This is a genomic window from Marseilla massiliensis, from assembly GCF_016899855.1.
Classification (GTDB): domain Bacteria; phylum Bacteroidota; class Bacteroidia; order Bacteroidales; family Bacteroidaceae; genus Prevotella.
Window position 1 is genome coordinate 1 of record NZ_JACJJG010000039.1, and the last position, 25,100, is coordinate 25,100.

The following is a 25,100-nucleotide window of genomic DNA, read 5'->3' on the forward strand; positions in this document are numbered from 1 at the left end:
GCCTCCGTCTCCAAACGCGAGTACGCAAGCGCCTTCTCCAACTCGCGCACGCGCTTGCGCAGGGCCGCGTTCTCATCCCTGTATTCCTCCTTGCTGCGTCTTGCCATGTCGTCGTATTCTTCTTCCGACGGCAAAGATAAGGTTTTCTCACCATATTTTGACTGCCATGACGACAATAACGTCGGATTACACAGGCCATACTTCTTTGCACACTTGCGCTTGCTCATGCCTGACGAGTAATAGTCACGAAGGACGCTCAATTTGAACTCCTCGCTGTACTTTGTTGGATTCTTTCGCATTGTTTTACACATTTTTTATTGTTCATAAATGTGTCAACTTTTGCCAGGACAAGACAGACTGCCCACGCGCAATACGGCAGCTACAGCGCCAATGGCGCCAGAGGACACGCCTACCTGCCTCCGGAGAGCGGTCAGACTGTACACTCTTAGTTTACTTCCACAAACTGTTTTACCTCAAATTATCGACAAAAAATCAAAATGACACACTCCAACAATATCATTTTTAAAAAATTTTGCTAACTTTGCGCTTAGTTAAATAAAGGGCAAATACAGCCACGCAGGCGCTAATCAGACGAAAGATGAATGCTATTAAAAATGCATGCAGACCATTGCACACAGCCCGTTTGGCGGCCATAATAGCCGTAGCGGCGGCGATGGCATGCGCCGTTCTCGCATCATGCGGAGGCAGGCAGACAGCTGACGACTCACGTCCCGACTCGCTTGTGGCAGCCCTTGCCAACGTAGACGACTCCGTGGCGGTCAACTCGCCATACGCCCTCAAAATGATAAAGGACGGCATGAAGAACGCCACCGACAGCCTTGACTACTACGACTGGTACCTGCGCCTGATGAGATACTCCGTAAGCCGCGACGTGCCTGACACTACGAAACTGCGGTGGAACAGCGTATACGCATTCCTGTCCGCACGTGAACAGACACCGAGAGTGCGCGGAATGCTGGGCTTCCTGTACAACATAAAGGGCAGTTACTACTATAAACTACACTTCGCGCCGGCCAAGGCAATCAACGCCTACAACAAAGCCTGCAGACAACTGGCGGGCAGCGACTGCGAAAGCAACCTGCCCAACGTGTGCGCCAACCTGGGCGACGCGTACGTGGCGGCCAACGACATGCCGCGCGCCGCGTGGTGGTACAGGCGCGCATTGTTCCTTTCTGACTCGTTGAAACTGCCCGACGAGGACAACGTAAGCCTGTACATGGGGCTCGGACGGATATACCTTAACCTCGGAGACTTCGATTCGGCGCTCGGTTGCTACCGCGTAGCCGACGGCAACTTCAGGCTGATGTCGCTCAACATGCAGCTGTACTTCCTTACGAACTACGGCAATTACTACTACTATTCGGGCGACTACCGTGGCGCGGAAGCCGTGTTTACGAGAATGAAACAGCTTCTCGAGTCGCACGGAATGGACAACAGCTACGAGATGAACGTATGCAAGGTAAACATGGCCGACGTGAAAATGAACCTCGGACAGGAGCAGGAGACACGGCGGCTGGTGGACGAAGTCTACGCCTTCTTCAACAAGATAGGCGACGAGACGGCACTGTACTACTGCCATACAATCATGATCGCGCTCGCGCTGAAGGCCGGCGACACCGCAACAGTAAGCCGCATACTGGCCAACGAGCGGGTAACGGCCACGATGGACTTCAACATGGCCAACATACGCCACCGCTACCTGCGCGAGTACTACGTGCGGAAGGGCGACTACAAGCGTGCGTACGACGACCTGACGGAAAGCAACACACGCAACGACTCGCTCAAGCACAACATAGTGAACATGCGCACATCGGAAATAATGATGCGCTACGCGCAGGACACGCTGCAACTGCACCACCGGCTGGCAATACAGGAGAAAGACGCCGACATACGCTCGGCACGGCTCACGATATACGTAGCGCTGCTGCTCGTGGCGGCCCTCGTGCTGCTGCTTCTGTACGGATACACTTTCACGAGGAAGCGAAGGCTGCAGATGCACATCGAGCTCATGCAGCTAAGACTTATGAACGTGCGCTCAAGGATATCGCCACACTTCATCTTCAACGTGCTCAACAACCGCATGGCAAAGACCGACAAGGGCGATGCCGACGAACTGATGGCGCTGGTAAAGCTCATCCGGGCCAACCTGAACATGTCGGGTAAGTACTACGTATCGCTGAAAGAAGAGCTCGACTTCGTAAAATACTACATCAGCGTAGAGCGCAACAGCGTATGCCCGGAACTTGACTTCACCGTCAACGCGCCTGACGACAAGGTGCTCGAAAGCGTCATGGTACCGTCAATGTTCATACAAATCCTTGTGGAGAACTCCATAAAGCACGGGCTGAAAGGCCGCAAGGGAGCCAAGCGACTGTACATAAACGTGACGAAAGACGAAGCATGCTGCAGGGTGACCGTGGGCGACAACGGCACAGGATTCGACATCCGGCGCTCCGACCCGTCGTCAACGAAGACCGGACTGAAGGTCATCCGCAGCACCATAAACATTATAAACCGTGAAAACAAGCGGAAAATAAGGCTCGGAATAAGGAACGTCCGGGCGGCTGACGGAAACGTGGAAGGGTGTGAAGTCACTCTTGTCATACCGTCAGGACTAAAAAGTTTGGAATGATTTAATATTTTCTTTAACAGCAAAACGATGAACGCGATAATCGTAGACGACACGCCGGCGGCCATCGAAAGCCTGGCCGCAAAGCTCAAGAAATATCCCGACATTACACTTGTGGCCACCGCTGACAATGGCAGCGACGGCATAGAGCAGGTAATGAAACACCGTCCGGAACTGCTGTTCCTCGACATGGAGCTGCCCGACATGACCGGAATAGAGTTTCTCGAACGAATGAGGGCCGAGGACGATTACCGCTGCTACGTAGTGATATACACCGCATACAATGACTATATGCTGCCGGCCTTCAGGAACAGGGCGTTCGACTTTCTGCTGAAACCTATCGACGACGGCGAACTGGACACAATCATGAACCGCTTTTACGCCGACAGCCTCAACGGCAACGGCAGCGCCCGGCAAGACGACACGCTGAAACGCGAGGACGGGAAACTGCTGTTCTACACCAACGCCGTAGACTTCAGGCTGATCCAGATACGCGACATCTGCGTGTTCCACTACGACCACGAGGCCCGCGTATGGACGGTGATAGCGGCCGGATGCGACCGTCCGCTGCGCCTGAAACGCAACATAACGAAGGAGAACCTGCTGAAAATAGACGACAGCTTCATACAAGTAGGCCAGAAATACATCATCAACATAAACTACCTTCTTGAGGTTCGCGACAACATCTGCTGCTTTTATCCCCCGTTCGACAAGATTGATTACGTAAAGGTAGGGCGCTTCTTCCGTCGCAAACTCATAAGCAGATACAACTCGCTGTAGGTTTTTATAAGAAGTTAAAGAAGTTTCTTTTAGGAGTTAAAGAAGTTAAAGGAGTTATCACTTCGCTCCGCTTCGTTAGGAGTTAAAGACAAACGCCTTGTCTGTTATACGTGATTTACTACGGCAAAGACGTTTTCCGGATTTATTATTATCGCCATCATATAGCGCTTTTACACAAAAAACGCGCCGCAGGCGATTGCCTACGGCGCATCGTATCATGATAGAGTAGAGTACTTAGAACCTCACACCTACACGGAAGAAGAACTCTCCAGGCTTGGTGTCGAATTCCTTTACCATATTGCAGAAGCCATACTCATAGCCGAGCTTGAGCGACAGGAACTTCCATGCTCCTGCAATACCGCCCTGCCATCCGAAGTCTACGGTATTAGTTTCTTCCATATCATCCTTAGCTACAAGGAAACCGAGATACGGACCGGTAAAGATTCCGACCTTGGCATCCTCGCCCTTAACAAAGTTCCAGGCAGCGTTTCCCTCCAACTGGATGAAGCCCGGATCCCAATCCTTGCAGCCTTTGGTTACATAACCTACACCTGCCGACCAGTCGAATGCGTCTGAAATGGGAGCAGTATAAGACACACCGATGTTCAAGGCCTTGAATTCAGACTTAACGTCAAAGTCGCCTGACATGTCAGCAACGTTTCCTCCCCACCAAATCGTAAAGTTCTTTTGTGCACTTGCGCCTACCGCAACTATTGCGAAGAGCGCTACCATTAATAACTTCTTCATATTGATATAAGTTTTGGTTAATAATAAATAAACTTAACTTTTCGCAAAGATACGTTTTTTTATCGAATATGCAATGCCTAAATAAATATTTTTTTACATTATGCACAAAAATGTGTTTAATGTGTTTTTTATTGTGGTTATTTGGTAAAAGACTGTCGCCTTGAGGCGCAAAAGCGGCATTCCGCATGTGCGATGGAAAGTGTTTAAACATCATAACGGGCGTCCTTACGACATGTTAAAACGGCTTTTGCAAGGCGTCAGGACGGCCTTTGCAGGACGGCATGTAACAGGCTAGCAATCAAGACGTTAACGGCAGGCGTGTAAAAGGCCGTCTTTTAGGAGGCAAAAGGTGGCATTTTACCGTGCGAAAGACGGCCTTTCGCAACGCCGTTTGGGCTCAACCGCAATTCATTTATTATGGAAACTGTCAGCGAAAGGGCGTCTTTTTATCAGACGGCCGCATTGCGGTGTGGAGAAAAATGATTAAATTTGCGCCCGAAATACAAAACAACACAAGGTATGATGACAATTAACACGAGACGCAGCATACGCAAGTATTCAGGCAAGGAGGTTGGCGACGAACTGCTCAACCGCCTGCTCACCGAGGCCGCACGTACCCAGACCATGGGCAACATGCAGCTGTACAGCGTCGTTGTGACACGTTCCGAAGAGATGAAAGCCAAGCTGGCGCCGGCGCATTTCAACCAGCCGATGGTTACCGAGGCGCCCGTGGTGCTCACGGTGTGCGCCGACTTCAACCGCGCCAGCAGCTGGTGCCGCTGCCGCAAGGCCGAACCGGGCTACGACAACTTCCTTTCGTTCATGAACGCGGCCACCGACGCGCTGCTCTACACGCAGACTTTCTGCAACCTGGCAGAGGAAGAAGGGCTCGGACTCTGCTTCCTCGGCACTACGGTGTACATGCCGCAGATGATTATCGACACGCTAAAACTGCCACAGCTCGTAATGCCCGTGGCCACAATCACCCTGGGATGGCCGGCAGAAGAGCCGCCGATGAGCGACCGGTTGCCGCTTGAGTCGTTCGTGCACGACGAGACCTACCACGACTACTCGCCCGCCGACATCGACCGTTACTACGGCCCAAAGGAAGCACTGGAGGAAAACAAGGAGTTTGTACGCATAAACAACAAGGAGACACTGGCCCAGGTATACGCCGACATACGCTATACAAAGAAAGACAACGAGGCCATGTCAGCCGGCATGATGGAGGCCCTAAAGAAGCAAGGATTTATTCAATAGGGCTATAAGATTATACGGTCATCAGGTTATACGGCCATGCCACGCAGGGCGTATGAACGCCACAAAGCGCAGCGCCGGAACCGATAAGCCGCAAAGAGACGGGCGACATCAAAACCGCATGACCGTATAGCCGGCGACAACAAACCTGCACATTAGGTCCTCAATGTGCAGGTTTTATGCGAACAAATGATAAATTTTGAAAAAACGAACGATTTTCTTGGCCAAACATTTGGAAATCAAGGAAAAAGTAGTTATCTTTAGGGCAGAAAACAAAATACACAACATAAGTTGTCAACACTGCAGGAAATATTGGTAAGAAAATGTCAGAACAACTCTGATATATTAGACAACTAATGAACGTGTGATGTACTTTCGAGCGACGGGGAGCCAGTCGAAAAGATGGTAAATGTTGATGTCAGGAAGATGTTTTTCAAAATGATGAAAGGGGTACGTTAGAAAACAAGTTGTTGATATGGATGTTTTGGTAAATAAAAGCTGCTCCTTGTTGCTTAATCCAAAAGAAAGAGGACGTGTCGGAAACGGGACATGTCCTCTTTTTCTGTGAATGGACGGCAGCCACCGATACCGAGCCTCAACGACATATAACAAACCAGCATAACCGCAAACACCACGGATGAAATATCAATACAAAGTAAGACGGGGCATAGTCATGCCCATACAGCAGTTCATCAAGAGGGAGAAGTCGGCCGGGATAGTTCTCGGCGTGAGCATAGTGATAGCCCTTCTGCTGGCCAACTCGCCCTGGAGCGAGGAGTATTTCCACCTGTTCGAGCACAAGGTAGGCTTCATGTTCAACGGCGAGCCCGTGCTTTACTACTCGCTGCACCACTGGATTAACGACGGACTAATGTCGATGTTCTTCTTCGTTGTGGGGCTCGAGCTCAAGCGCGAGTTCATCGGCGGCGAGCTTGCCAACCCCCGCAACACGGTACTGCCAATAGGCGCCGCCGTGGCCGGAATGCTCGTTCCGGCCATAATCTACACCTTACTTAACGCAGGCACGGCAGCAGCCGGAGGCTGGGGCATACCGATGGCCACGGACATAGCCTTCTCGCTGGCGATAGTCTATGCCCTCGGCGACCGCGTTCCGCTGGCGGCAAAAGTGTTTCTTACCACACTCGCCATCGTTGACGACCTCGGTGCCGTAGTAGTAATAGCCCTGTTCTACACATCGGAAATATCACTTGTCAACATAGCCGTAGGCCTGGCGTTCCTCGGCGTAATGTTCGGCGCCAACAAGATGGGCGTAAAGAACGTGACGTTCTACGGCATACTCGGTATCTGCGGAGTGTGGACGGCGTTCCTCATGTCAGGTATCCACGCCACAATCGCCGCGGTGCTGGCCGCCTTTGTCATACCGTCAGACGCACGACTTCCCGAGGCCGAATACCTGAAACGGGCGGCACGCCACCTGCGCCGCTTTGCCGACCTCAAGCCTAACGGGGTATCCACGCTTGAGGAAGAACAGGTAAAGGTAATATCAAACATGATGAACGACACACGCGACGCCATCCCACCGTCGCAACGTCTCGAACACGCCATGCACCCGTTCGTATCGTTTGTCGTAATGCCCGTATTCGCATTGAGCAACGCAGGGATATCATTCGCCGGCCTTGACATACAATCTGTATTCTCGACAAACATCGCCTCGGGCGTAGCATTAGGCCTTCTTCTCGGCAAACCGCTGGGCATTGTACTATCGGTTATGCTACTCGTACGGCTCGGCATAGCACGACATACGGAAGCGCTGACCATGCGCCGCATTATAGGGCTCGGCTTCCTCGCGTCAATAGGCTTCACCATGTCAATGTTCATATCCACACTCGCCTTCACCGACGGGAACATGCTGATGCAAGCTAAACTGGGCATATTCGCCGCGTCCATACTCGGCGGGATAACAGGATACGTTCTGCTGGGCACCGACGGCCACGGCAAGCACTGCCGCCAGGCAAAAACTGAAGGCGGAGCAGCGACAGGAAACAATGGCGGAGACAATCAGTTAAATCACGTTTAACGACAAAATAAATCAATATTTTCAACGTTTTTGAATGCAAGTGCATAATAGAAAGTTATGAGAATAAGACAAATCCTGGAGAGAAAAGAAATAATACTGCGCAAGAAGCGGCTCGTGACAATGCTTTGCTGCATAGTGGTATTGATAGCTTTGTACGTAATCATAACCTGGCCGGGCAAACAAGAAATTGAGCCCCCGGTAGTATCGGTCGAACCGGTAGGTGTCGAGGACGTGGAAATATACGGCGACTACGTAGGCCGTGTGCGTGCGCAGCAGTTCGTTGAGGTGCGCGCCAGAGTGGAAGGATTCCTTGAACGTATGGCTTTCGCCGAGGGAACGTACGTCAAGAAGAACCAAGTGCTTTTCATTATCGACCAGCGCCAGTATAAAGCTAAGGTCGACAAGGCCCGCGCCCAGCTGCGCAAGGACTCAGCGCTGGTACGCAAGACCAAGCGCGACCTCGACCGAATACGTCCTTTATTCGAGCAGAACGCCGCCAGCCGCCTTGACCTCGACAACGCCACGGCTGCTTACGAAACGGCTGTAGCCAGCATGGGCATGAGCCGCGCCGACCTTGACCAGGCTGAGCAGGAGCTCAGCTACACGTATGTACGCTCGCCGATATCCGGATACATCAGCGAGCGATTGGTTGACCTTGGCACGCTAGTAGGAACGTCTGGCAAGTCGCTTCTTGCCACGGTTGTAAAAAGCGACACCGTGCTTGTAGACTTCAGCATGACGGCGCTCGACTATCTCAAAAGCAAGGAACGCAACATCATACTCGGACAACGTGACTCGTCGCGCTCATGGCAGCCGTACGTCACGATTACGCTTGCGGACAACAGCGTGTATCCATACAAAGGACTTGTTGACTTCGCCGAGCCACAGGTAAGCCCGAAGACAGGTACCTTTTCCGTACGTGCCGAAATGCCCAACCCCGACCATGTGCTTCTGCCGGGACAGTTTACCAAGGTACATGCCTTGCTCGACGTCCGTGAAAACGCGACAGTGGTACCACAGAAAGCACTTATTATAGAAAAAGGTGGAGCCTATATCTTCGTCATGCGCCGTGACTCTACTGCTGAGCGCCGCTTCATCGAGCTCGGCCCTGAGTTCGGAAACAAGGTTGTGGTGGAAAGAGGACTTGCACCCGGAGAGACTATCATCAGCGAAGGCTACCACAAACTTACACCTGGCATCAAAGTCCGTGTGGCCTCAAAGTCAAAATTAGCGGGAAACAATCCTCGCGCCCACGCTAACCGAACCAAAGACTCCGACAAATGAAAGTAAATTTTTTCATAGACCGCCCGGTATTCTCGATCGTAATATCCGTGCTGATTGTCATCGTCGGACTCATCGGACTGACGATGTTGCCTATTGACCAATACCCGCAGATAACACCGCCGGTGGTGAAAATCAGCGCTTCATACCCCGGAGCCAGCGCCCTTACGGTTTCACAGGCAGTGGCAACGCCCATCGAACAAGAATTGAACGGTACGCCAGGCATGCTTTACATGGAGTCGAACAGTTCCAATTCCGGAGCGTTCTCGGCTACGGTTACATTCGACATATCGTCTGATCCTGACCTTGCAGCAGTGGAGATACAGAACAGAATTAAGCTGGCAGAGTCACGGCTTCCGGCCGAAGTCGTACAGAACGGTATCGAGATAGAGAAACAAGCAGCCAGCCAGCTGATGACCATCTGCCTCACATCAGACGACCCTAAGTTCGACGAAATATATCTTAGTAACTTCGCGACACTTAACGTTCTTGACCTGCTACGCCGCATTCCTGGTGTCGGCCGCGTGTCAAACATCGGTAGCCGATACTACGCCATGCAGATATGGGTTGACCCGGCACGCCTCGCAAGCTTCGGACTTACCGTGCAAGACGTGCAGAATGCCCTGAAAGACCAGAACCGTGAATCTGCAGCCGGAGTTCTCGGACAACAGCCTGTACAAGGACTTGACTTTACGATACCCATCACGGCGCAAGGCCGATTGTCAACAGCTGCACAGTTCGAGGAGATTGTACTACGTGCCGATGCCGACGGTTCGTTCATCCGTCTGCGCGACGTAGCGCGTGTTTCGCTTGAAGCTCAGTCGTATAATACCGAAAGCGGAATAAATGGAGGTAACGCGGCTGTGCTCGGTGTATATATGTTGCCGGGTGCCAACGCCATGGAAGTAGCCGAGAAGGTCAAGAAAACCATGGAGGAAATCAGCAAGACATTTCCCGAAGGGATGAAATACGAAGTTCCTTTCGATATGACAACCTACATATCGGAGTCCATCCACGAGGTGTACAAAACACTGTTCGAGGCCCTTGTGCTGGTCATTGTAGTCGTATTCCTCTTCCTACAAAGCTGGCGTGCCACGGTAATACCGTTAGTGGCGGTTCCAATATCACTTATCGGAACATTCGGCTTCATGCTCATATTCGGCTTCTCACTCAACATACTGACATTGTTGGGACTTGTGCTGGCCATCGGTCTCGTTGTCGACGACGCAATTGTAGTAGTCGAGAATGTCGAACGAATAATGGAAGAAGAACATATCGGAGCCTACGAGGCCACGAAGAAAGCCATGCAAGGGCTTACCGGAGCACTTATTGCCACGTCAATGGTACTGGCGGCAGTATTCGTTCCCGTAAGTTTCCTTTCAGGAATAACTGGCCAGTTATACCGACAGTTCAGCGTGACGATAGTCATTTCCGTGCTGTTATCCACCATTGTGGCCCTCACGCTGAGTCCCGTCATGTGCTCGCTAATACTTAAACCCACAGACAAGAACAAGCCGAAGAACCGTATTTTCCGTACAATCAACCGCTGGCTCGACATCGGGAACAACAAATATCTTTCCGGAATATCACACATCATAAAGAATCCGAGACGCGTTGCCGTAGGCTTTTGCATGGTACTAATCATGATTTTCATATTGTACCGCCTCACTCCAACAAGTTTCCTGCCTGCAGAAGACCAAGGATATTTCACCGTTGAGTTGGAAATGCCCGAAGGAACAACACTCGAACGTACACGTGCCGTCACCGAGCATGCCATAAAGTACCTGATGAAAGACCCATCGGTAGAGTATGTCCAAAACGTGACGGGAACAAGTCCACGTGTCGGCACCAGCCAGAACCGAGCCCAACTTACAGTCATCCTCAAGGAATGGAAGAAGCGTGACGACACTACAATAAGCGACATAATGGCCGGAGTAAGCCGTGAATTGACGGAATATCCCGAGTGTAAGTTCTATCTTTCCACGCCGCCCGTTATTCCCGGACTCGGCTCGTCAGGAGGATTCGAAATGCAACTCGAGGCTCACGGCGACGCAACTTACGATGACTTAGTACGTGCGGCCGACACTCTTATGTACTATGCGTCAAAACGTAAGGAGCTGTCAGGACTCTCGTCGTCGCTCCAGGCAGAAATACCTCAACTCTATTTCGACGTAGACCGCGACAAGGTGAAAATGCTCGGCGTGCCGATGGCCGACGTATTCTCAACTATCAAGGCATACACCGGCTCGGTATACGTCAACGATTTCAACATGTTCAACCGCATCTACCGCGTCTATATACAGGCAGAGGCACCATACCGCGAACACCGCGACAACATAAGCCTGTACTTCGTGAGGGGAGCCGACGGCGACATGATACCGTTGACGGCGCTCGGCACGACCGAGTACACTACCGGACCGGGCAGTATCAAGCGCTTCAACATGTTCAACACAGCCATCATACGTGGTACGGCTGCCCAAGGATACAGCTCAGGACAGGCAATGAAAGTTATGGAAGAGCTCGTGCGCACGCATCTGCCAGACAATATAGGGCTCGAATGGAGCGGACTGTCTTACCAGGAAAAACAGGCCGGAGGCCAAACCGGACTTGTCCTTACATTGGTATTCCTGTTCGTGTTCCTCTTTCTCGCGGCGCTATATGAAAGCTGGAGTGTCCCGGTGGCAGTGCTCCTGTCCTTGCCCGTAGCGGCACTTGGCGCATACATCGGAGTGACGGTCTGCGGTCTTGAGAACGATACATACTTCCAGATAGGACTCGTCATGCTGATGGGTCTGGCTGCAAAAAATGCCATCCTAATCGTTGAATTCGCAAAAGACGAGGCCGATTCCGGCGTCAACGTGTTCAGGGCGGCACTCCACGCGGCGCGCCTTCGCTTCCGTCCTATCCTGATGACATCATTCGCCTTCATCCTCGGTATCCTGCCTATGGTGATGGCCTCCGGCCCGGGCGCGGCCAGTCGCAAGGCAATCGGTACAGGCGTGTTCTTCGGAATGATAGCAGCCGTAAGCATAGGAATTCTCCTTATACCCTTCTTCTTCATAAGGGTATACAAGGCAAAGGCTAAAAAAGGCGGCAAGCAACCAAAAGCAATACAACACCAAGAAACATTATGAAATACAACCTGAGACAGATACGGCTTGCGATAACCATGACGGTGCTGGCAGCCATGACGGTGTCATGCCAGATTGGACGGCAATACACACGCCCGGACATTAAGATGCCTGCCACCTTGGCCGACGAGGAAAGCACCGACTCGGCTTCGCTGGCCGACCATTCATGGACCGAAATATACACCGACTCCATCCTGCAAGAACTGATATTGAAGTCGCTCGCGCACAATAAAGACTTACAGATGGCGGCTGCCCGTGTCAAGGAGATGGCGGCGATGAAGCGTATTGACTATGCGGCAATGTTTCCATCGCTGGGCTTGAGGATATACGGCGAAAAAGAACAGGACAACCACGGAGGCAACAATAGCCAAAGCGACAACCAGTTTGACCTGAAAGCCAATATCTCATGGGAACTTGACTTATGGGGAAAGCTGCGCTGGGCGCACGACGCAAGCATGGCGGAATTCATGGCTTCAGTGGAAAACCAGCGTGCAGTGCAGATGAGCCTCATTGCCCAAGTGGCGCAGGCTTACTACGAACTGGTGGCGCTCGACAACGAACTGTCCATTGTGCGACAGACGGTTACGGCGCGCCGCGAAAGCGAACACCTGGCAAAAATACGCTACGAAGGCGGTCTGACATCAGAGGTGACATACCGGCAAGCACAGGTCGAACTATCGCGCACGGCCACTCTCGTGCCCGACCTGGAGCGACAAGTCACGGCGAAGGAGAACGAGCTGGCGTTCCTCACGGGCGAATATCCACATCATATTGAACGCTCAAAACTGCCACAAGAGGTAAGTTTCCCCGACAGCCTGCCCGTAGGCTTGCCTTCCACACTGTTAGAAAGACGCCCTGACGTTCGTGAGGCCGAACAGAAGCTCATTGCCGCCAACGCGGCTGTTGGCGTAGCATATACCAATATGTTCCCTAACATCACGCTGACGGCTAACCTCGGCGCCGAGAGCGAGGAACTGAAAGACCTGCTGCACTCACCGTACCATCTGCTTAGCGCCAGTCTCTTGCAGCCTGTCTTCGCAATGGGCAAGAACAAGGCACGACACAAGGCGGCCAAGGCGGCATACGAACGCGCGACATACGCTTACGAGAAGACCGTTCTGTCCGCGTTCAGGGAAGCCTATGACGCCATAGCCAACTTCAACAAGATAAAGGAAATATACAAAACCCGCTACGAACTGGAAAGCTCGTCGAAGACAGCCCTGTCACTGGCTCTCGTGCAATACGTCAACGGAGCGATAGGATACATGGACCTGCTCGACGCGCAGCGTACTTACCTCGACGCACAGATAGGTCTCAGCAACGCCCTTCTCGACAGCCAGCTGGCTATGGTCAACCTTTACAAGGCACTCGGCGGGGGATGGGAAGAGAACTGAACGACACAATACGGATACTCTTTTTACGTATAGAAAACATACTTTACAAAAACAAGCGGGCAGGCAAACGTATTCTGTTTGCCTGCCCGCTTATTTTTAACTCGCCACCCGTATGTTTGTAAGTTACCTGCAAAAAGGATTACTTGTGTCCGGACTTAAGGATTATTGCATCAGTCCTCCCTCTATATAGAACACCAGATTGCCGATACCGTCACCACGCCTTTTACTGTCTTTAAGGATTCCCGGCACTGTGAGAATCCCGTCTTTCTCCATCCTGTCCATCAATTCCCACATCACTTCATGGTAAAGAGCTACGGTGGCTACGGCCTCTTCTTTGATACCGAATTGTGACGACATCGAACCACAAAAGCCTTTCAACGCCGCGCTTATGTTCTCCGTCAGGCGGTTGACCGTTTGGTGGAAAGCGTTGTCTTGGCGCCTTATTATCGGGAACAAGGCGTTGCCTTGCGCATCAACCATACCGTATTTTATGAGTTGTTTGACAAGAGCAGGGTCGTTGATTTTGCCATTCCGCCTTATTTCATCGGCGCATTTGTCCATCGTGTTGGTGCTTGGAGCAATACCGCTGTCGATGTATGTCAGGCACAAATCTTGCTCTCCGTAGCCGTTTGTGCCGTATTTCGCGTCAGGTCTCGGCTCATATAGTATCCAATAACAGCCGCTCCAAGTAGCGTGTTTGCCTGCATCGTCGAACAGAAGGAGCTTTGTCCACATCCTGCCGTCAAGCAGATAGGAGAACATAAGGGACAAAGTGTTGGCCTCCCAACCCATGTCTTTTATGATGTTTGTCAGCTTAATGAAGTCCGGTTGATTCTTAATGTAGATATCATCGGCCACTTTCTTGCTGAAAATGCGCAGAGAGTCTGTCTGCCTTTTGTCAAGTATCGGTATGGCCGTATGCCATTTCCCGCCGGTCCTTTCGATAATTCCGCCGATTTCAAGCAGCATCAGCTGGCTGTCGGAACACTGTATTCCTTTGCCGCGCAGTTCACCGGCGGTCTGCGGAGTGCGCAGGTTGTAGGTTATTTCCCAGTTGTTGACAGCTGTCACATAGTCGATAGGCTGGTGACCGCTCAAGGCTACAAACTGCGTTGCTTCCCACTTTTCGTATGGCCGCAGCTGCTCTTGTGCGGCTGAATTGGTTGCCGCCCATAGTGAAATACATAATGCGGCGGCGGTGAAAATGCGCTTGAACATAGTCGTTGTCATTGTCGAAAATAAAGCGGCGGACAAGTAAATGTATTCCATTTGCCTGTCCGCCGCCTGTTCGTTCATTACTTGTTACTTTTCACTTATATGCCTGTAACTCGTCAACTCGTCTGCTAAAAGGCTCACTTGCATGACGGAGTCCACGGTTTCAGCTGCTTGAAGAAGTCGTTGCCCTTGTCGTCAACGAGGATGAACGCAGGGAAGTCTACCACGTTAATCTTCCAGATTGCCTCCATGCCGAGCTCGGGATACTCAACGCACTCAATGCTCTTGATACTGTTCATCGAGAGAACGGCAGCCGGACCGCCGATACTTCCAAGGTAGAAACCGCCGTGCTTCTGGCATGCGTCGGTAACAACCTGGGTGCGGTTGCCCTTCGCTATCATGACCATTGAGCCTCCGTGATCCTGGAACTCGTCAACATACGGGTCCATACGGTTGGCCGTCGTCGGGCCCATAGAGCCGCAAGGCATGCCTTCCGGAGTCTTAGCGGGACCAGCGTAGAGCACGGGATGATCCTTGAAATACTGCGGCAGATCCTCACCTGCGTCCAAACGGGCCTTCAGTTTGGCGTGAGCTATGTCACGGGCAACGATGATTGTACCGTTAAGACTTACTCGTGTTGCAACCGGATACTGTGAAAGTATCTTGCATATCTCGCTCATCGGCTGGTTCAGGTCAATGCGTACGGCGTCGCCCTCGCCTGCGTTGCGCAGTTCTTCGGGTATCAGTTCGCCGGGATTATCGTCCAGTTTCTCAATCCAAACGCCGTCCTTGTTGATTTTGGCCTTGATGTTTCGGTCGGCCGAGCAGCTCACTCCGAGACCTATCGGGCATGATGCGCCGTGGCGCGGCAGACGGATTACGCGGATGTCGTGGGCAAAATACTTGCCGCCGAACTGTGCTCCGAGGCCTATCTTGTGAGCTTCGTCAAGGAGTTGCTTCTCAAGTTCAACGTCACGGAAAGCCCTTCCCGTCTCGTCACCCGTCGTCGGGAGGTTGTCATAGTAATGAGTAGACGCCAGTTTCACGGTCAGGAGGTTCTTCTCAGCCGATGTTCCGCCGATTACGAAAGCGATATGATAAGGAGGACAAGCCGCCGTTCCGAGAGTCTTCATCTTCTCAACGAGGAACGGAACCAGCGTGCCGGGGTTCTGTATCCTGGCCTTTGTCTCCTGGTAGAAGTACGTCTTGTTGGCCGAGCCGCCGCCCTTTACCACGCAAAGGAACTTGTATTCCTCTCCCTCCGTAGCCTCGATGTCGATTTGCGCGGGCAGGTTGCAGCGCGTGTTCACCTCCTCGTACATTGAGAGGGGTGCGTTCTGTGAGTAGCGAAGGTTCTCTTCGGTGTAAGTCTTGTACACGCCTTTCGACAGCGCCTCTTCGTCACAGAAGCCCGTCCACACCTGTTGTCCCTTCTCGCCGTGTATGATTGCCGTGCCCGTATCCTGGCAGAAAGGCAGCTTACCCTTGCAAGCCACCTCGGCGTTGCGCAGGAACGTCAGCGCAACGTACTTGTCATTGTCGCTCGCCTCAGGGTCAGTCAATATCTTGGCCACCTGCTCGTTATGAGCGCGACGCAGCAAAAAGTTGACGTCACGGAAGGCCGTATTAGCCAGCATCGTCAATGCTTCAGGACTTACTTTAAGGATGGGTTTCCCCTCAAATTCGCTAACCGACACGCCGTCTTTGGTCAAGAGATAATACTCCGTGTCGTCTTTGCCCAACTGGAACATAGGGGCATACTTGAATTCCGGTGTTGCCATAATGTTTTGTTTGTATGTTTTTATTATTGCAAAATTACTCAATTTTATTTAGAAAAGCCGTTTCAAGGCAGTAAAACTTGCGCCCATTCCGGTCGCCGTTCACTTCTTTCCATTAGCTATACTGTTAATCCTGTCCGCCCATTTAGCCTGTTTTTCCACGATATTGCGACGCATTTGCGCAAAATATGCGTCAGTTGCGGCCTTATTGCTTCCCCTTGCTTCCTCGGCCACTTCCCTCATAATCTGCGCCAACATTTCATCAGTCGGCTCTTTGTCGGGGCTGAATCTGTATTTGTTTAACTCCTGTTCAGACATTTTGGCGTTGCTTTATGGGTTTATATCAAGTGTAGTTTAACATTGCAAAGTTACTTATTTTTTCCGAGAAACGGGGACTTCTATATGTTTATTTAACCTTAATAAAACATGGCTTTGCCACTGTTTTTACAGTAAGTTACGCCGCATTTGCAACTCACTGATAATCAACGCCTTTCCAATATGCCGAAAATCGTGTTGCAAAAGATGGCCTTTTGGCTTGTAAAAGACGGCATATTGGAAGCCAAAAGGCGGCCTTTCACAATGCGAAAGGCCGCCTTTTGGGAAATTATAAATTAACAAGTAAAAATTAAAAATCTTTCCTTGGATATTGGAACAGTGTCAATAGCCGAATATTTCCTCGGTCGTAAGCCGCTTGATTGGGCCGATTTTCTCCAACGCCTTCATGTCAAGCTGCTTCTCGTCGCCGAGGATTATGTAGCGGTAAGGCTTGTTTGCCATCACTTCTTTCTCGAACTTCGCTACGTCGTCCATCGTCAGCGAGGGCACGGCTTCGTACACTTTCTTGTTGATGTCGTAGTCAATGCCGCGGTCGCGTGCGCCAAGATATGTGTAAATCAGGTTCTCCTTGGTGACACGTCGTGTGGCGAGGCGCTTCATCAGAGCCTGTTTCGCCAGTTCGAGAGCCTTGTCCGACTGCGGAATAGTGTCGATAATGCTGTTGAAAGTGCGGATGCAGTCCATCATCTTGTCGTTCTGCGATATGATGTAAGTGTAGGCGTATTCAGGCTGTCCCTTGTATCCCGGAGTGCCGTACATGGCGAACGCGCTGTAAGCAAGGCCACGGGCTTCGCGCAATTCCTGGAAAACAACGGTGTTCATGCCGCCTCCGTAGTACTCGTTGAAGAGCGATATTACGGGCTGCTGGTCGGGGTTCCACTGGCGTCCGTCGTTGTGGAACTGTATCATGTATATGTTCTTGGCATCATACGGGGCTATCAGCACCTCGTTCTGCGTGGTCTGCTGCATCTTGTAAGGCTTGCCTGCGGGCACGTCTGCAAGTGTCTTGGCCGCCTTCTGGCCCTTGTCGATAACGGCGGTAAGCTCGTTCAGCTCCATCGGGCCATAGTAGAGCACCTCGTGCTTGTAGCCTTTCAGTGCCTTAATCATGTCGACGAGCTTCTGCGGATTCATCTCTTTCAGTTCTTCCGACGACGGAATGTTGAGATACGTGTTGTAAGCGCCGTACATTCCATACGTTTGCAGGCGGCTGAAGTTTGCACTTTGGTCGAGCTTGTTGTCGGCACGCGACTTCTCTTCTATGCCCACAAACTTTGTGTAAGCGTCCGTGTCAACCTTCGCGTTGGCTATTACGTTGTCGAGCAAAGCCATCGCCTCGGGCATATTTTCAGCCAATCCGTTCAGGTAAATCCTGATGGCCTTCGTGTCAACTATTATGCCGTAGTTGCAGGCTAAGCCGTAAAACTTCTGCTTTACCTGCTCGGCGGTCATCTTGTCAGTGCCGAGATAGTTGAGATATTGTGCGGCGTAAGGCAGCCATTTGTCGCTTTCCTCGCCGAATTTATAGTAATAGCTCAGTGTAAAGCGGCCGTTCTCGGTGTTCTTTACGTACAATACAGGCAGGCCGTTTTTGGTCGTAGCCTTCGTCAAATCCTTGTCAAAGTCTACGAACTTGGGCTGTATCGGCTCCGTTTCAGAGTTGATAATCTCCGTGACGAACGCGCTCTGCATGTCGCGATTGGTAGGTATCGCCGTTATTTCGGGCTTGTCTATCTTCTTGATTGTCGAGTCAACGCCCGTGCGTTTATACACTGCGATGTAGTTGTCGAGGAAGTGTCGGTTGACAAAATCAACGATTTGCTGTTTCGTTATTCCCGAAATGCGGTCTAAGCGGCCAACAACGTCGCTCCACTTCTGACGGTTTATGAATGCGTTGACGAACATGTCGGCACGCCCGGCATTACTTTCGAGCGTGGTGTAGAAGCTCAGCTTCTTGTTGTTGATAACCGCTTTGAGCAGATCTTCGCTGAAGTCGCCCTTCTTTATCTTCTCAATCTCGCCGAGAAGCAGGGCCTTCACGTCGTCAAGAGACTGTCCCTCCTTCGGGAATCCGGCCATTACGAAACCCGAATATTCGGCCAGCGGATAGGTGAACGTACCTCCGCCGAGCCACTTCATCTGCTGGTCGAGGTCGAGATCCATAAGTCCGGCCTTGCCGTTTGACAGCATGTCGGATATCACGTCGAGCGTATCTGTCTGGAAAGAGGCTGCCTTGTCAAACCTCCATGCCATGTAAATATTCTCCGCCTCCTGGCCTACTACGGTGGTGTCGGCCGGCGCCGTGCGCTCTGGAATCGGCGCGTACTGCGGTTGCGAGAGGTTGGGGTTTGGCTTCCATGTGCCGAAATATTTGTCGATTATGGCTATAACCTCGTCAGGATTGAAGTCGCCCGCCATGCAGATTGCCACGTTGTTGGGCACGTAGTAACGCTTAAAGTAGTTCTTGATGTTGACGATTGACGGGTTCTTCAGGTGTTCCTGCGTTCCGATTGTTGTCTGCGTACCGTACGGATGACCAGGAAACAGCAGGGCGTTCATGGCGTCGAACAGCTTGTTTCCGTCGTTCGCAAGACCGATGTTGTACTCCTCGTACACGGCCTCAAGCTCCGTATGAAAGCCTCGGATAACCATGTTCTGGAAGCGGTCGGCCTGTATCCGGGCCCAGTTCTCAACCTCATTGGCCGGTATGTCCTCAACGTAGCAGGTCACATCGTTGCTTGTATATGCGTTGGTTCCCTGCGCTCCGATTGACGACATAAGCTTGTCGTACTCGTTGGGGATGAAGTATTTTGCCGCCAGTTGCGATATGCTGTCTATCTGGTGGTAGTAGGCGCGGCGCTGGAGCGAGTCTTTCAGCGTGCGGTAAACCTCGAAACGGTTTTGTATTGAGTCAAGAAGCGGAGCTTCCTTGGCTGCGTCTGACGTTCCGAACTGCCGTGTACCCTTGAACATCAGGTGCTCAAGATAGTGCGCAAGACCTGTCGTTTCAGGCGGGTCGTTACGGCTTCCCGTACGCACGGCGATGTACGTCTGTATGCGCGGTTTCTCGTTGTTGACCGACAAGTACACCGTAAGACCGTTGTCAAGGGTGTAGATGCGTGTTTTCATCAGGTCGCCGGGGACGGTCTGATACTTGTATTCCTTTGCCTCTACAGGCAGCACTAAGGCGAGCAGGAATGCAAAAAGCGCTGTTATTAACTTGTTCATTGCTATATGGATAAATGTTTTTTTCATCATGAAATTCGGGAGTCAAGGGAGTTAAAGGAGTTTATCGCCCGTTTCACCCGTAAAGGAGTTAAAGACAAAAGCCTGGCTGCTTGTGCCTTGTTGCTTGTCTACTCGTCTCTTACCCGAGCTGCGAGAGGAACTTGTCAAGCACAGCGCGGTCGACGTCGCCCATGTCGTACTCCTTCTCGGCGTCCTTCCTTATCTCGTCGAGCCATGTTTCGCGGGCGGCGTTTCCACGCTCACGCATTGACGCGAAGTCGTCTTCGGTAAGTTCGTCGGTGCCGAGATAGTCCTTCATCAGGCTTACGGTGAACGTCCACAAATAGTCGCCATACCTGTCGTTATACGCCTCGAGCATGCCCGACAGGGCCTTCACGCTGTCCACCACCCCGTATTTTATTTTCTCAACGAGCCTGTCTTCCTCAGCCGCCGGCAGCAACAGCCCCGACAGGTCATGCCATTCGCCTGCGCCGGAAGCCGTACAAGGGTCACCAAAGTCATGCGACATGAGCACCTCGCCAATGAAAAGTTCAATGGCCATCGAGTACAACTTAATGCCTCGCTGTAACGAGTTGGTACTCAGCTTGTTACCATTGAGCGTGTAAAAGGCCGTGTTTTGGCTTGCATTTTGCCGCAAATCGGCGAGCAATTGACGGCCTTTTACAATCTCATTGACCGTCAACGGGCTAAGCCAATCATAGTTAACGATACTTTTCTTGGCTGACTCGAGCCTTACGTCGCGCCTCGGCCATTTGCGTATGTCACGGTAAACGCCTACCGTAGTGATGTTCCTGCCCGGCACGATATACGTGTCACGGCCGTCGCCGATGATATATGAGAACGGCAGCGAGCGGGTGTCGGGATGTCCGGACAGCTTGCCCAGGCACACCGAGAAGGCGCCTATGTCTGCCGGCAAGAGCATGTGCGAACCGCTGGCTGTCTTCGTTCCACGCTCCAAAATGCCGTAATGTATAGGCCCCATCTTGTACGCATGATTGCTGAAATTGGTCGCCGAACCGGCGTTGTAGAACGAAGTCATGCAGCCGATGAGCAGCGTGCTTTTGTGGTGTGACGCCGAGAACGGGCCGCAGAAAGCGGCGCATGCCTCGCCGTTGGCCATGTACGTATTGGCGAAAAACAGGCTGCTCTCCGCCGTAAAGCCGTTGGTTATCTGGCTGGCTTCGCCCACGTAACAGTTAAACAGCTTCGCGCTGTTGAGTATTGACGAGCCGTCGGCTATGATGGAGTTCTCGCATATCACGCCAGAGCCTATATATACGCTGTCGTCCGGCTCGGCGGCAAGCGTACAGTCGGTAAGCCTCGACGCCCCGTTTACCTCGCAGTTGTCAGAAATATTGGTATTGGTTATTTCCGTAGTGTTGACAATGCGCACTCCGTTGCCTATCGTTCCGGTGCCTGAAAGACGGCGGTCGATGTCGTCCCTTATCATCTTTCTCACAGCGGCAGTAAACTCCCTGTCGCGCGAATGTAGCACCATCAGCGCGGCAAAATTGCTCGTAAGTCCGCTGAACAGCATAACATTACCGTTGCCGGCCTCGTTAAGCACGGATATAGCGTTGCCTTCGCCGAAGGTAGCCTCGGCCGTTGTCTCGATGATTGACACGTTACTGATGTAGCAGTCGTCGCCGATGACATAATTATTGATGTAGTTGCCGATGTTCTCGATAAGGCAGTTGTCGCCTATCGTCACGTTGCGCAGCGTTGCGTTGCACACTCCCGAATGCCTTACAAACCCGCTCGTAACCTCGACATTCTTCTCGAACACGCCGAGATTCACCGTGCCGTAAAACCTGACACGGCGTATGTACGTGGGCATGAAGTCGTCAGCTACGTTCACGCTGGTCCAGTCTTCCGCCGTACATCCGTTCTCTTCGAGTATCCCGATTTCCTCGTCAGTAAGCAATCTGTAATCATCCATGGCTTTTTATTTTAGGAGTTAAAGGAGTTAAAGAAGTTTTTCGCTTCGCTAAAGGAAACTCTCGCTCACTGCGTTCGCTAAGCAGTTAAAGACAAATGCCTTGTTATTTGTTGCAGTGGAGTTGAGCTTTCATTAAAATACGCCATTTGCTTTGTTTGCAGTTCAGCCGCTTTTTACCTTTTTACTTTTCTGCCTTTTCACCTTTAAACATCTGCCGTAGGGTACAGAAAGTCGTTGTACGGATATTTCTGTACATGCAGTTCGCGCACCTGTTTGTAAAGTACGTCGCGCAGTTCGTCGATGTTTGTCTTGTTCCTTGCCGATATAAACAGGCAGTTGTCGTTGAGCTTCGCCATCCACGTACGCTTCAGTTCGTCGAGCGTGATGTTCTCTTTCGTAGGCGGCGTAAGGTCATCCGGCTCCTTGTCCACCCACGTATAGGCGTCTATCTTGTTGAATATTATCATCGAGGGCTTGTCAGCGCAGCCGAGGTCTTTCAGCGTGTTGTTGACTACGTTTATCTGTTCCTCGAAGTCGGGATGTGATATATCCACGACGTGCAGCAGCAAATCGGCCTCGCGAACCTCGTCAAGCGTTGACTTGAACGAGTCGACCAAGTCGGTGGGCAGCTTCCTTATGAAGCCCACAGTGTCGGCAAGGAGGAACGGCAGGTTCTCTATCACCACTTTCCTGACGGTCGTGTCGAGCGTGGCAAACAGCTTGTTCTCGGCAAAAACCTCGCTCTTGGCCATGAGATTCATCAGCGTCGACTTGCCCACGTTGGTATAACCCACAAGCGCCACGCGTATCAGGCGCCCGCGGTTCTTGCGCTGCGTGCTCTTCTGCTTGTCAATCTCGGCAAGGCGCTGCTTTAACAGCGACATGCGGTTAAGGATTATACGGCGGTCCATTTCGAGCTGTGTCTCACCCGGTCCACGCAGTCCCACAGAGCCTTTTCCTCCTCCCGAGCCGCTTCCGCCGCCCTGTCGTTCAAGGTGGGTCCACAGCCTTTGCAGGCGCGGCAGCATGTAGCGGTATTGCGCCAGTTCTACTTGCGTCTTGGCACTGGCCGTCTGGGCGCGCATGGCGAAGATGTCGAGGATGAGCGATGTGCGGTCAAGAATCTTCACCTTCAGCTCATTCTCAATGTTACGTATCTGCCGGGCGGACAGTTCGTCGTCGAAAATCACCATTCCGATTTCCCTCTCTGCCTCCTCCTCGGCCAGTATATATTGTTTTATTTCATCGAGCTTTCCCTTGCCGACATACGTCGTCTGGTTGGGCGCGGGCACCTTCTGCGTAAACCTTTTTACGGTTACGGCGCCGGCCGTGTCGGCCAGGAATTCCAGCTCGTCAAGGTATTCTTTCGTCTTTGCCTCGTCCTGGTCAGGAGTGACGAGGCCCACAAGAACGGCCGTCTCGGCCTTGACTTCAGATATGACAAATTCTTTCATCCTATTGTTTGGGAATATAATATATTATGGTACAAAGTTATATTATTTCAATCAAAATACAAAGAAAAAAGCATTTTGTTTTACTTTACGGCGGCACCTGCATCCGACGGCGGCATTGCCTGAAGTCGGACAAATAATGAAAGGCCGTCTCTTACATTGCGAAAGGCCGTCTTTTGACCTCCGAAAGACGGCCTTTTAGGAGCTAAAAGACGGCCTTTCGCAACATCTTGAAAACCAACATGTTATGAAAACGGGCACAATATGCCGTGTAAACGGTGCGCTTTACAAAAGTGACAAATATCACGAAAAGAATATAAAAATGTAAACATAGCACACGTATAAGCGCCGTCTGTCTACTACTTATGTAACAAATATGACGCAAGCATTCGTAAACGTTTACGTGTTTTTTTTGATTAAAAACCTTATATTTTTGATATGCATCAATTTTTTTGCTTACTTTTGCCCACGTAATCGAATAAGAGATTTTCAGAATTACATGCTACATTGATACTAAAGACTAAGACATTCAAAAATTAAGAAATTGCTCCGATGTGGTATCGGGGCATTTTTTATCTCCATCACGAGATTGTAGCGGATAACACTTTTGGCCGTATTTTTGCACTTTTCACGGACAAATGTATTATATTTGCATCATGTTTCCAACAAGTCCGCACGCCATGAGTCTTACTGTTTACTACAGGCGTGCGGGCTGAATGTACCGGCACAGCATGAAAAATCCCCTCAAAATATTAGGAAAAACAATATGCACGGCATACGACAGGGTATGCGGCACGCTGTCACGTATCGACTCATGGCAGCGCAAAGGAGTGAAGGTAGCACCATTGTCAGCGGAAAGCCACGAATGCCTTAACTGCCACACCACGTTCACAGGCAACTTCTGCCCACGCTGCGGACAGTCGGCCGGAGTGTCACGCTTTACTTTCAAGCACGCAATAAACAAGACTCTCGAGGTATGGGGACTGGGCAACCGCAGCCTGCCGCGCACCCTCTGGCACCTTATCTGCCGTCCCGGCTACATGATAGGCGACTATCTTGACGGCCGCCAGGCACCGTATTTTCCGCCGATAAAAATGCTTTTCCTCGTCACCACGGCGTTTGTCGTAACGCAGCATATCGTGGCTCCGGGAGCGATGGACGGGATTTACACTGACGCTACAATTAGCCTGTCCGATAAAAAGCTCGACATACCTAATGGCGAAGAGGCCTATAAGGGCAAACGTATATTCATTGAGGGGATGAACAACTTTATCGACGTGTTTAAAAACGTCACCGACTTCTTCCGGCAAAACCAGGCGATAGAACTCGTCTTGAGCCATAGCCTCTTCGCCTTGATTGCTATGCGGGTGTTCCGTCGGTCGCCGCTGCGTCCGAATATGAACCTTACCGAGTGCTTCTTCTCGCAAATTCTGATAGCCACTCAACTCATGATGGTGTCGATGGCGTGCATCATAGCCACCCAAGGCAGCAAGTGGATTGACAACATGTACTGCATGCCCACGTGGCTGTTGCTACTCGTCATGTTTTACGACTACAAGCAGCTGTACGGCTTCAGCCTGCTGCGCACGGCGTGGTTCACATTTAAAGTGCTTGCCGGGTGGTGGATCATGATGTTCCTTCTGCTGGTAGTCTGGATGGCGTTGAGCGTCGCATGGGCGGCAATCTAAAAAGGTGAGAAGGTGAAAAGGTGAGAAGATGAGGAAAGATAGGTTTTCAATATCACAATGAAATGATTTGCATGCCTATGTTTTCTCACCTTCTCACCTTTTCACCTTCTCACCTTTCCAGTCAGTTTCTGAACTCCAGTCCCTCACCGCCGGCGTCAACCACTAT

The 25,100-nt window shown here is 51.5% G+C and carries 16 protein-coding genes; 8 read left to right on the top strand and 8 right to left on the bottom strand.

Annotated elements, in window-relative coordinates; translation table 11 throughout:
* Positions 1-299: transposase (locus tag H6A34_RS08145; RefSeq protein WP_205102961.1), on the bottom strand; the 299-nt coding region annotated here is incomplete at its 3' end.
* 299 nt (positions 300-598) lie between these two features.
* On the opposite strand from H6A34_RS08145, the gene H6A34_RS08150 reads away from it, so the two are divergent.
* Together H6A34_RS08150 and H6A34_RS08155 are read left to right on the top strand one after the other, a co-directional pair.
* Positions 599-2,653: a histidine kinase gene (locus tag H6A34_RS08150; RefSeq protein ID WP_205104786.1), complete on the top strand. Its 2,055-nt coding sequence runs from the start codon at positions 599-601 to the stop codon at positions 2,651-2,653.
* A 27-nt stretch (positions 2,654-2,680) separates the two neighbouring features.
* Positions 2,681-3,430, top strand: a complete 750-nt coding sequence (locus H6A34_RS08155) for a LytR/AlgR family response regulator transcription factor (RefSeq protein ID WP_021948217.1) — start codon at positions 2,681-2,683, stop codon at positions 3,428-3,430.
* A 234-nt stretch (positions 3,431-3,664) separates the two neighbouring features.
* On the opposite strand, the gene H6A34_RS08160 is transcribed toward H6A34_RS08155, so the two are convergent.
* Positions 3,665-4,177, bottom strand: a complete 513-nt coding sequence (locus H6A34_RS08160; protein WP_021948218.1) for an outer membrane insertion signal domain protein — start codon at positions 4,175-4,177, stop codon at positions 3,665-3,667.
* A gap of 519 nt (positions 4,178-4,696) precedes the next feature.
* Between H6A34_RS08160 and H6A34_RS08165 the strand changes: the two genes are divergently transcribed.
* The 5 genes from H6A34_RS08165 to H6A34_RS08185 all read left to right on the top strand — a co-directional run bounded on the left by H6A34_RS08165 (position 4,697) and on the right by H6A34_RS08185 (position 13,278).
* Entirely contained in the window at positions 4,697-5,437 is a 741-nt protein-coding gene (locus H6A34_RS08165; protein ID WP_205104788.1) for a nitroreductase family protein, read from the top strand.
* 634 nt (positions 5,438-6,071) lie between these two features.
* Positions 6,072-7,472 carry a Na+/H+ antiporter NhaA gene (gene nhaA / locus H6A34_RS08170; protein ID WP_205104790.1) on the top strand — a complete coding sequence of 467 codons (1,401 nt, stop codon included), beginning with the start codon at positions 6,072-6,074 and terminating at the stop codon, positions 7,470-7,472.
* A 57-nt stretch (positions 7,473-7,529) separates the two neighbouring features.
* The gene (locus H6A34_RS08175) at positions 7,530-8,756 is read left to right on the top strand and encodes an efflux RND transporter periplasmic adaptor subunit (protein WP_205104792.1); all 1,227 of its coding nucleotides are present in this window, start codon (positions 7,530-7,532) and stop codon (positions 8,754-8,756) included.
* On the top strand, positions 8,753-11,887 hold the full coding sequence (locus H6A34_RS08180) for an efflux RND transporter permease subunit (RefSeq protein WP_205104794.1): 3,135 nt from the start codon (positions 8,753-8,755) through the stop codon (positions 11,885-11,887). The genes H6A34_RS08175 and H6A34_RS08180 overlap by 4 nt, the downstream gene beginning before the upstream one ends.
* Positions 11,881-13,278, top strand: a complete 1,398-nt coding sequence (locus H6A34_RS08185; RefSeq protein ID WP_338088644.1) for an efflux transporter outer membrane subunit — start codon at positions 11,881-11,883, stop codon at positions 13,276-13,278. The genes H6A34_RS08180 and H6A34_RS08185 overlap by 7 nt, the downstream gene beginning before the upstream one ends.
* 162 nt (positions 13,279-13,440) lie before the next feature.
* Here H6A34_RS08185 and H6A34_RS08190 read toward each other — a convergent pair whose 3' ends face one another.
* The 6 genes from H6A34_RS08190 to hflX form a co-directional block, all read right to left on the bottom strand.
* Positions 13,441-14,574, bottom strand: coding sequence for a hypothetical protein (locus H6A34_RS08190; protein ID WP_239480810.1), 1,134 nt, complete (start codon positions 14,572-14,574; stop codon positions 13,441-13,443).
* A 56-nt stretch (positions 14,575-14,630) separates the two neighbouring features.
* Positions 14,631-16,277 (bottom strand): fumarate hydratase, encoded by a 1,647-nt coding sequence (locus tag H6A34_RS08195; RefSeq protein WP_338088645.1) that lies wholly within the window; start codon positions 16,275-16,277, stop codon positions 14,631-14,633.
* Between the two features lie 96 nt (positions 16,278-16,373).
* On the bottom strand, positions 16,374-16,589 hold the full coding sequence (locus H6A34_RS08200; protein ID WP_205104798.1) for a hypothetical protein: 216 nt from the start codon (positions 16,587-16,589) through the stop codon (positions 16,374-16,376).
* Between the two features lie 339 nt (positions 16,590-16,928).
* Complete coding sequence (locus H6A34_RS08205; RefSeq protein ID WP_205104800.1) at positions 16,929-19,835, bottom strand: M16 family metallopeptidase; 2,907 nt, start codon at positions 19,833-19,835, stop codon at positions 16,929-16,931.
* A gap of 139 nt (positions 19,836-19,974) precedes the next feature.
* Positions 19,975-21,795: a DUF4954 family protein gene (locus H6A34_RS08210; protein WP_205104802.1), complete on the bottom strand. Its 1,821-nt coding sequence runs from the start codon at positions 21,793-21,795 to the stop codon at positions 19,975-19,977.
* A 203-nt stretch (positions 21,796-21,998) separates the two neighbouring features.
* A complete protein-coding gene (gene hflX / locus H6A34_RS08215) occupies positions 21,999-23,249 on the bottom strand; it encodes a GTPase HflX (protein WP_021948231.1) in 1,251 nt (416 codons plus the stop codon).
* A 728-nt stretch (positions 23,250-23,977) separates the two neighbouring features.
* Here hflX and H6A34_RS08220 point away from each other — a divergent pair.
* Positions 23,978-24,934 (top strand): DUF3667 domain-containing protein, encoded by a 957-nt coding sequence (locus tag H6A34_RS08220; protein WP_205104804.1) that lies wholly within the window; start codon positions 23,978-23,980, stop codon positions 24,932-24,934.
* Positions 24,935-25,100 lie beyond the last annotated feature (166 nt).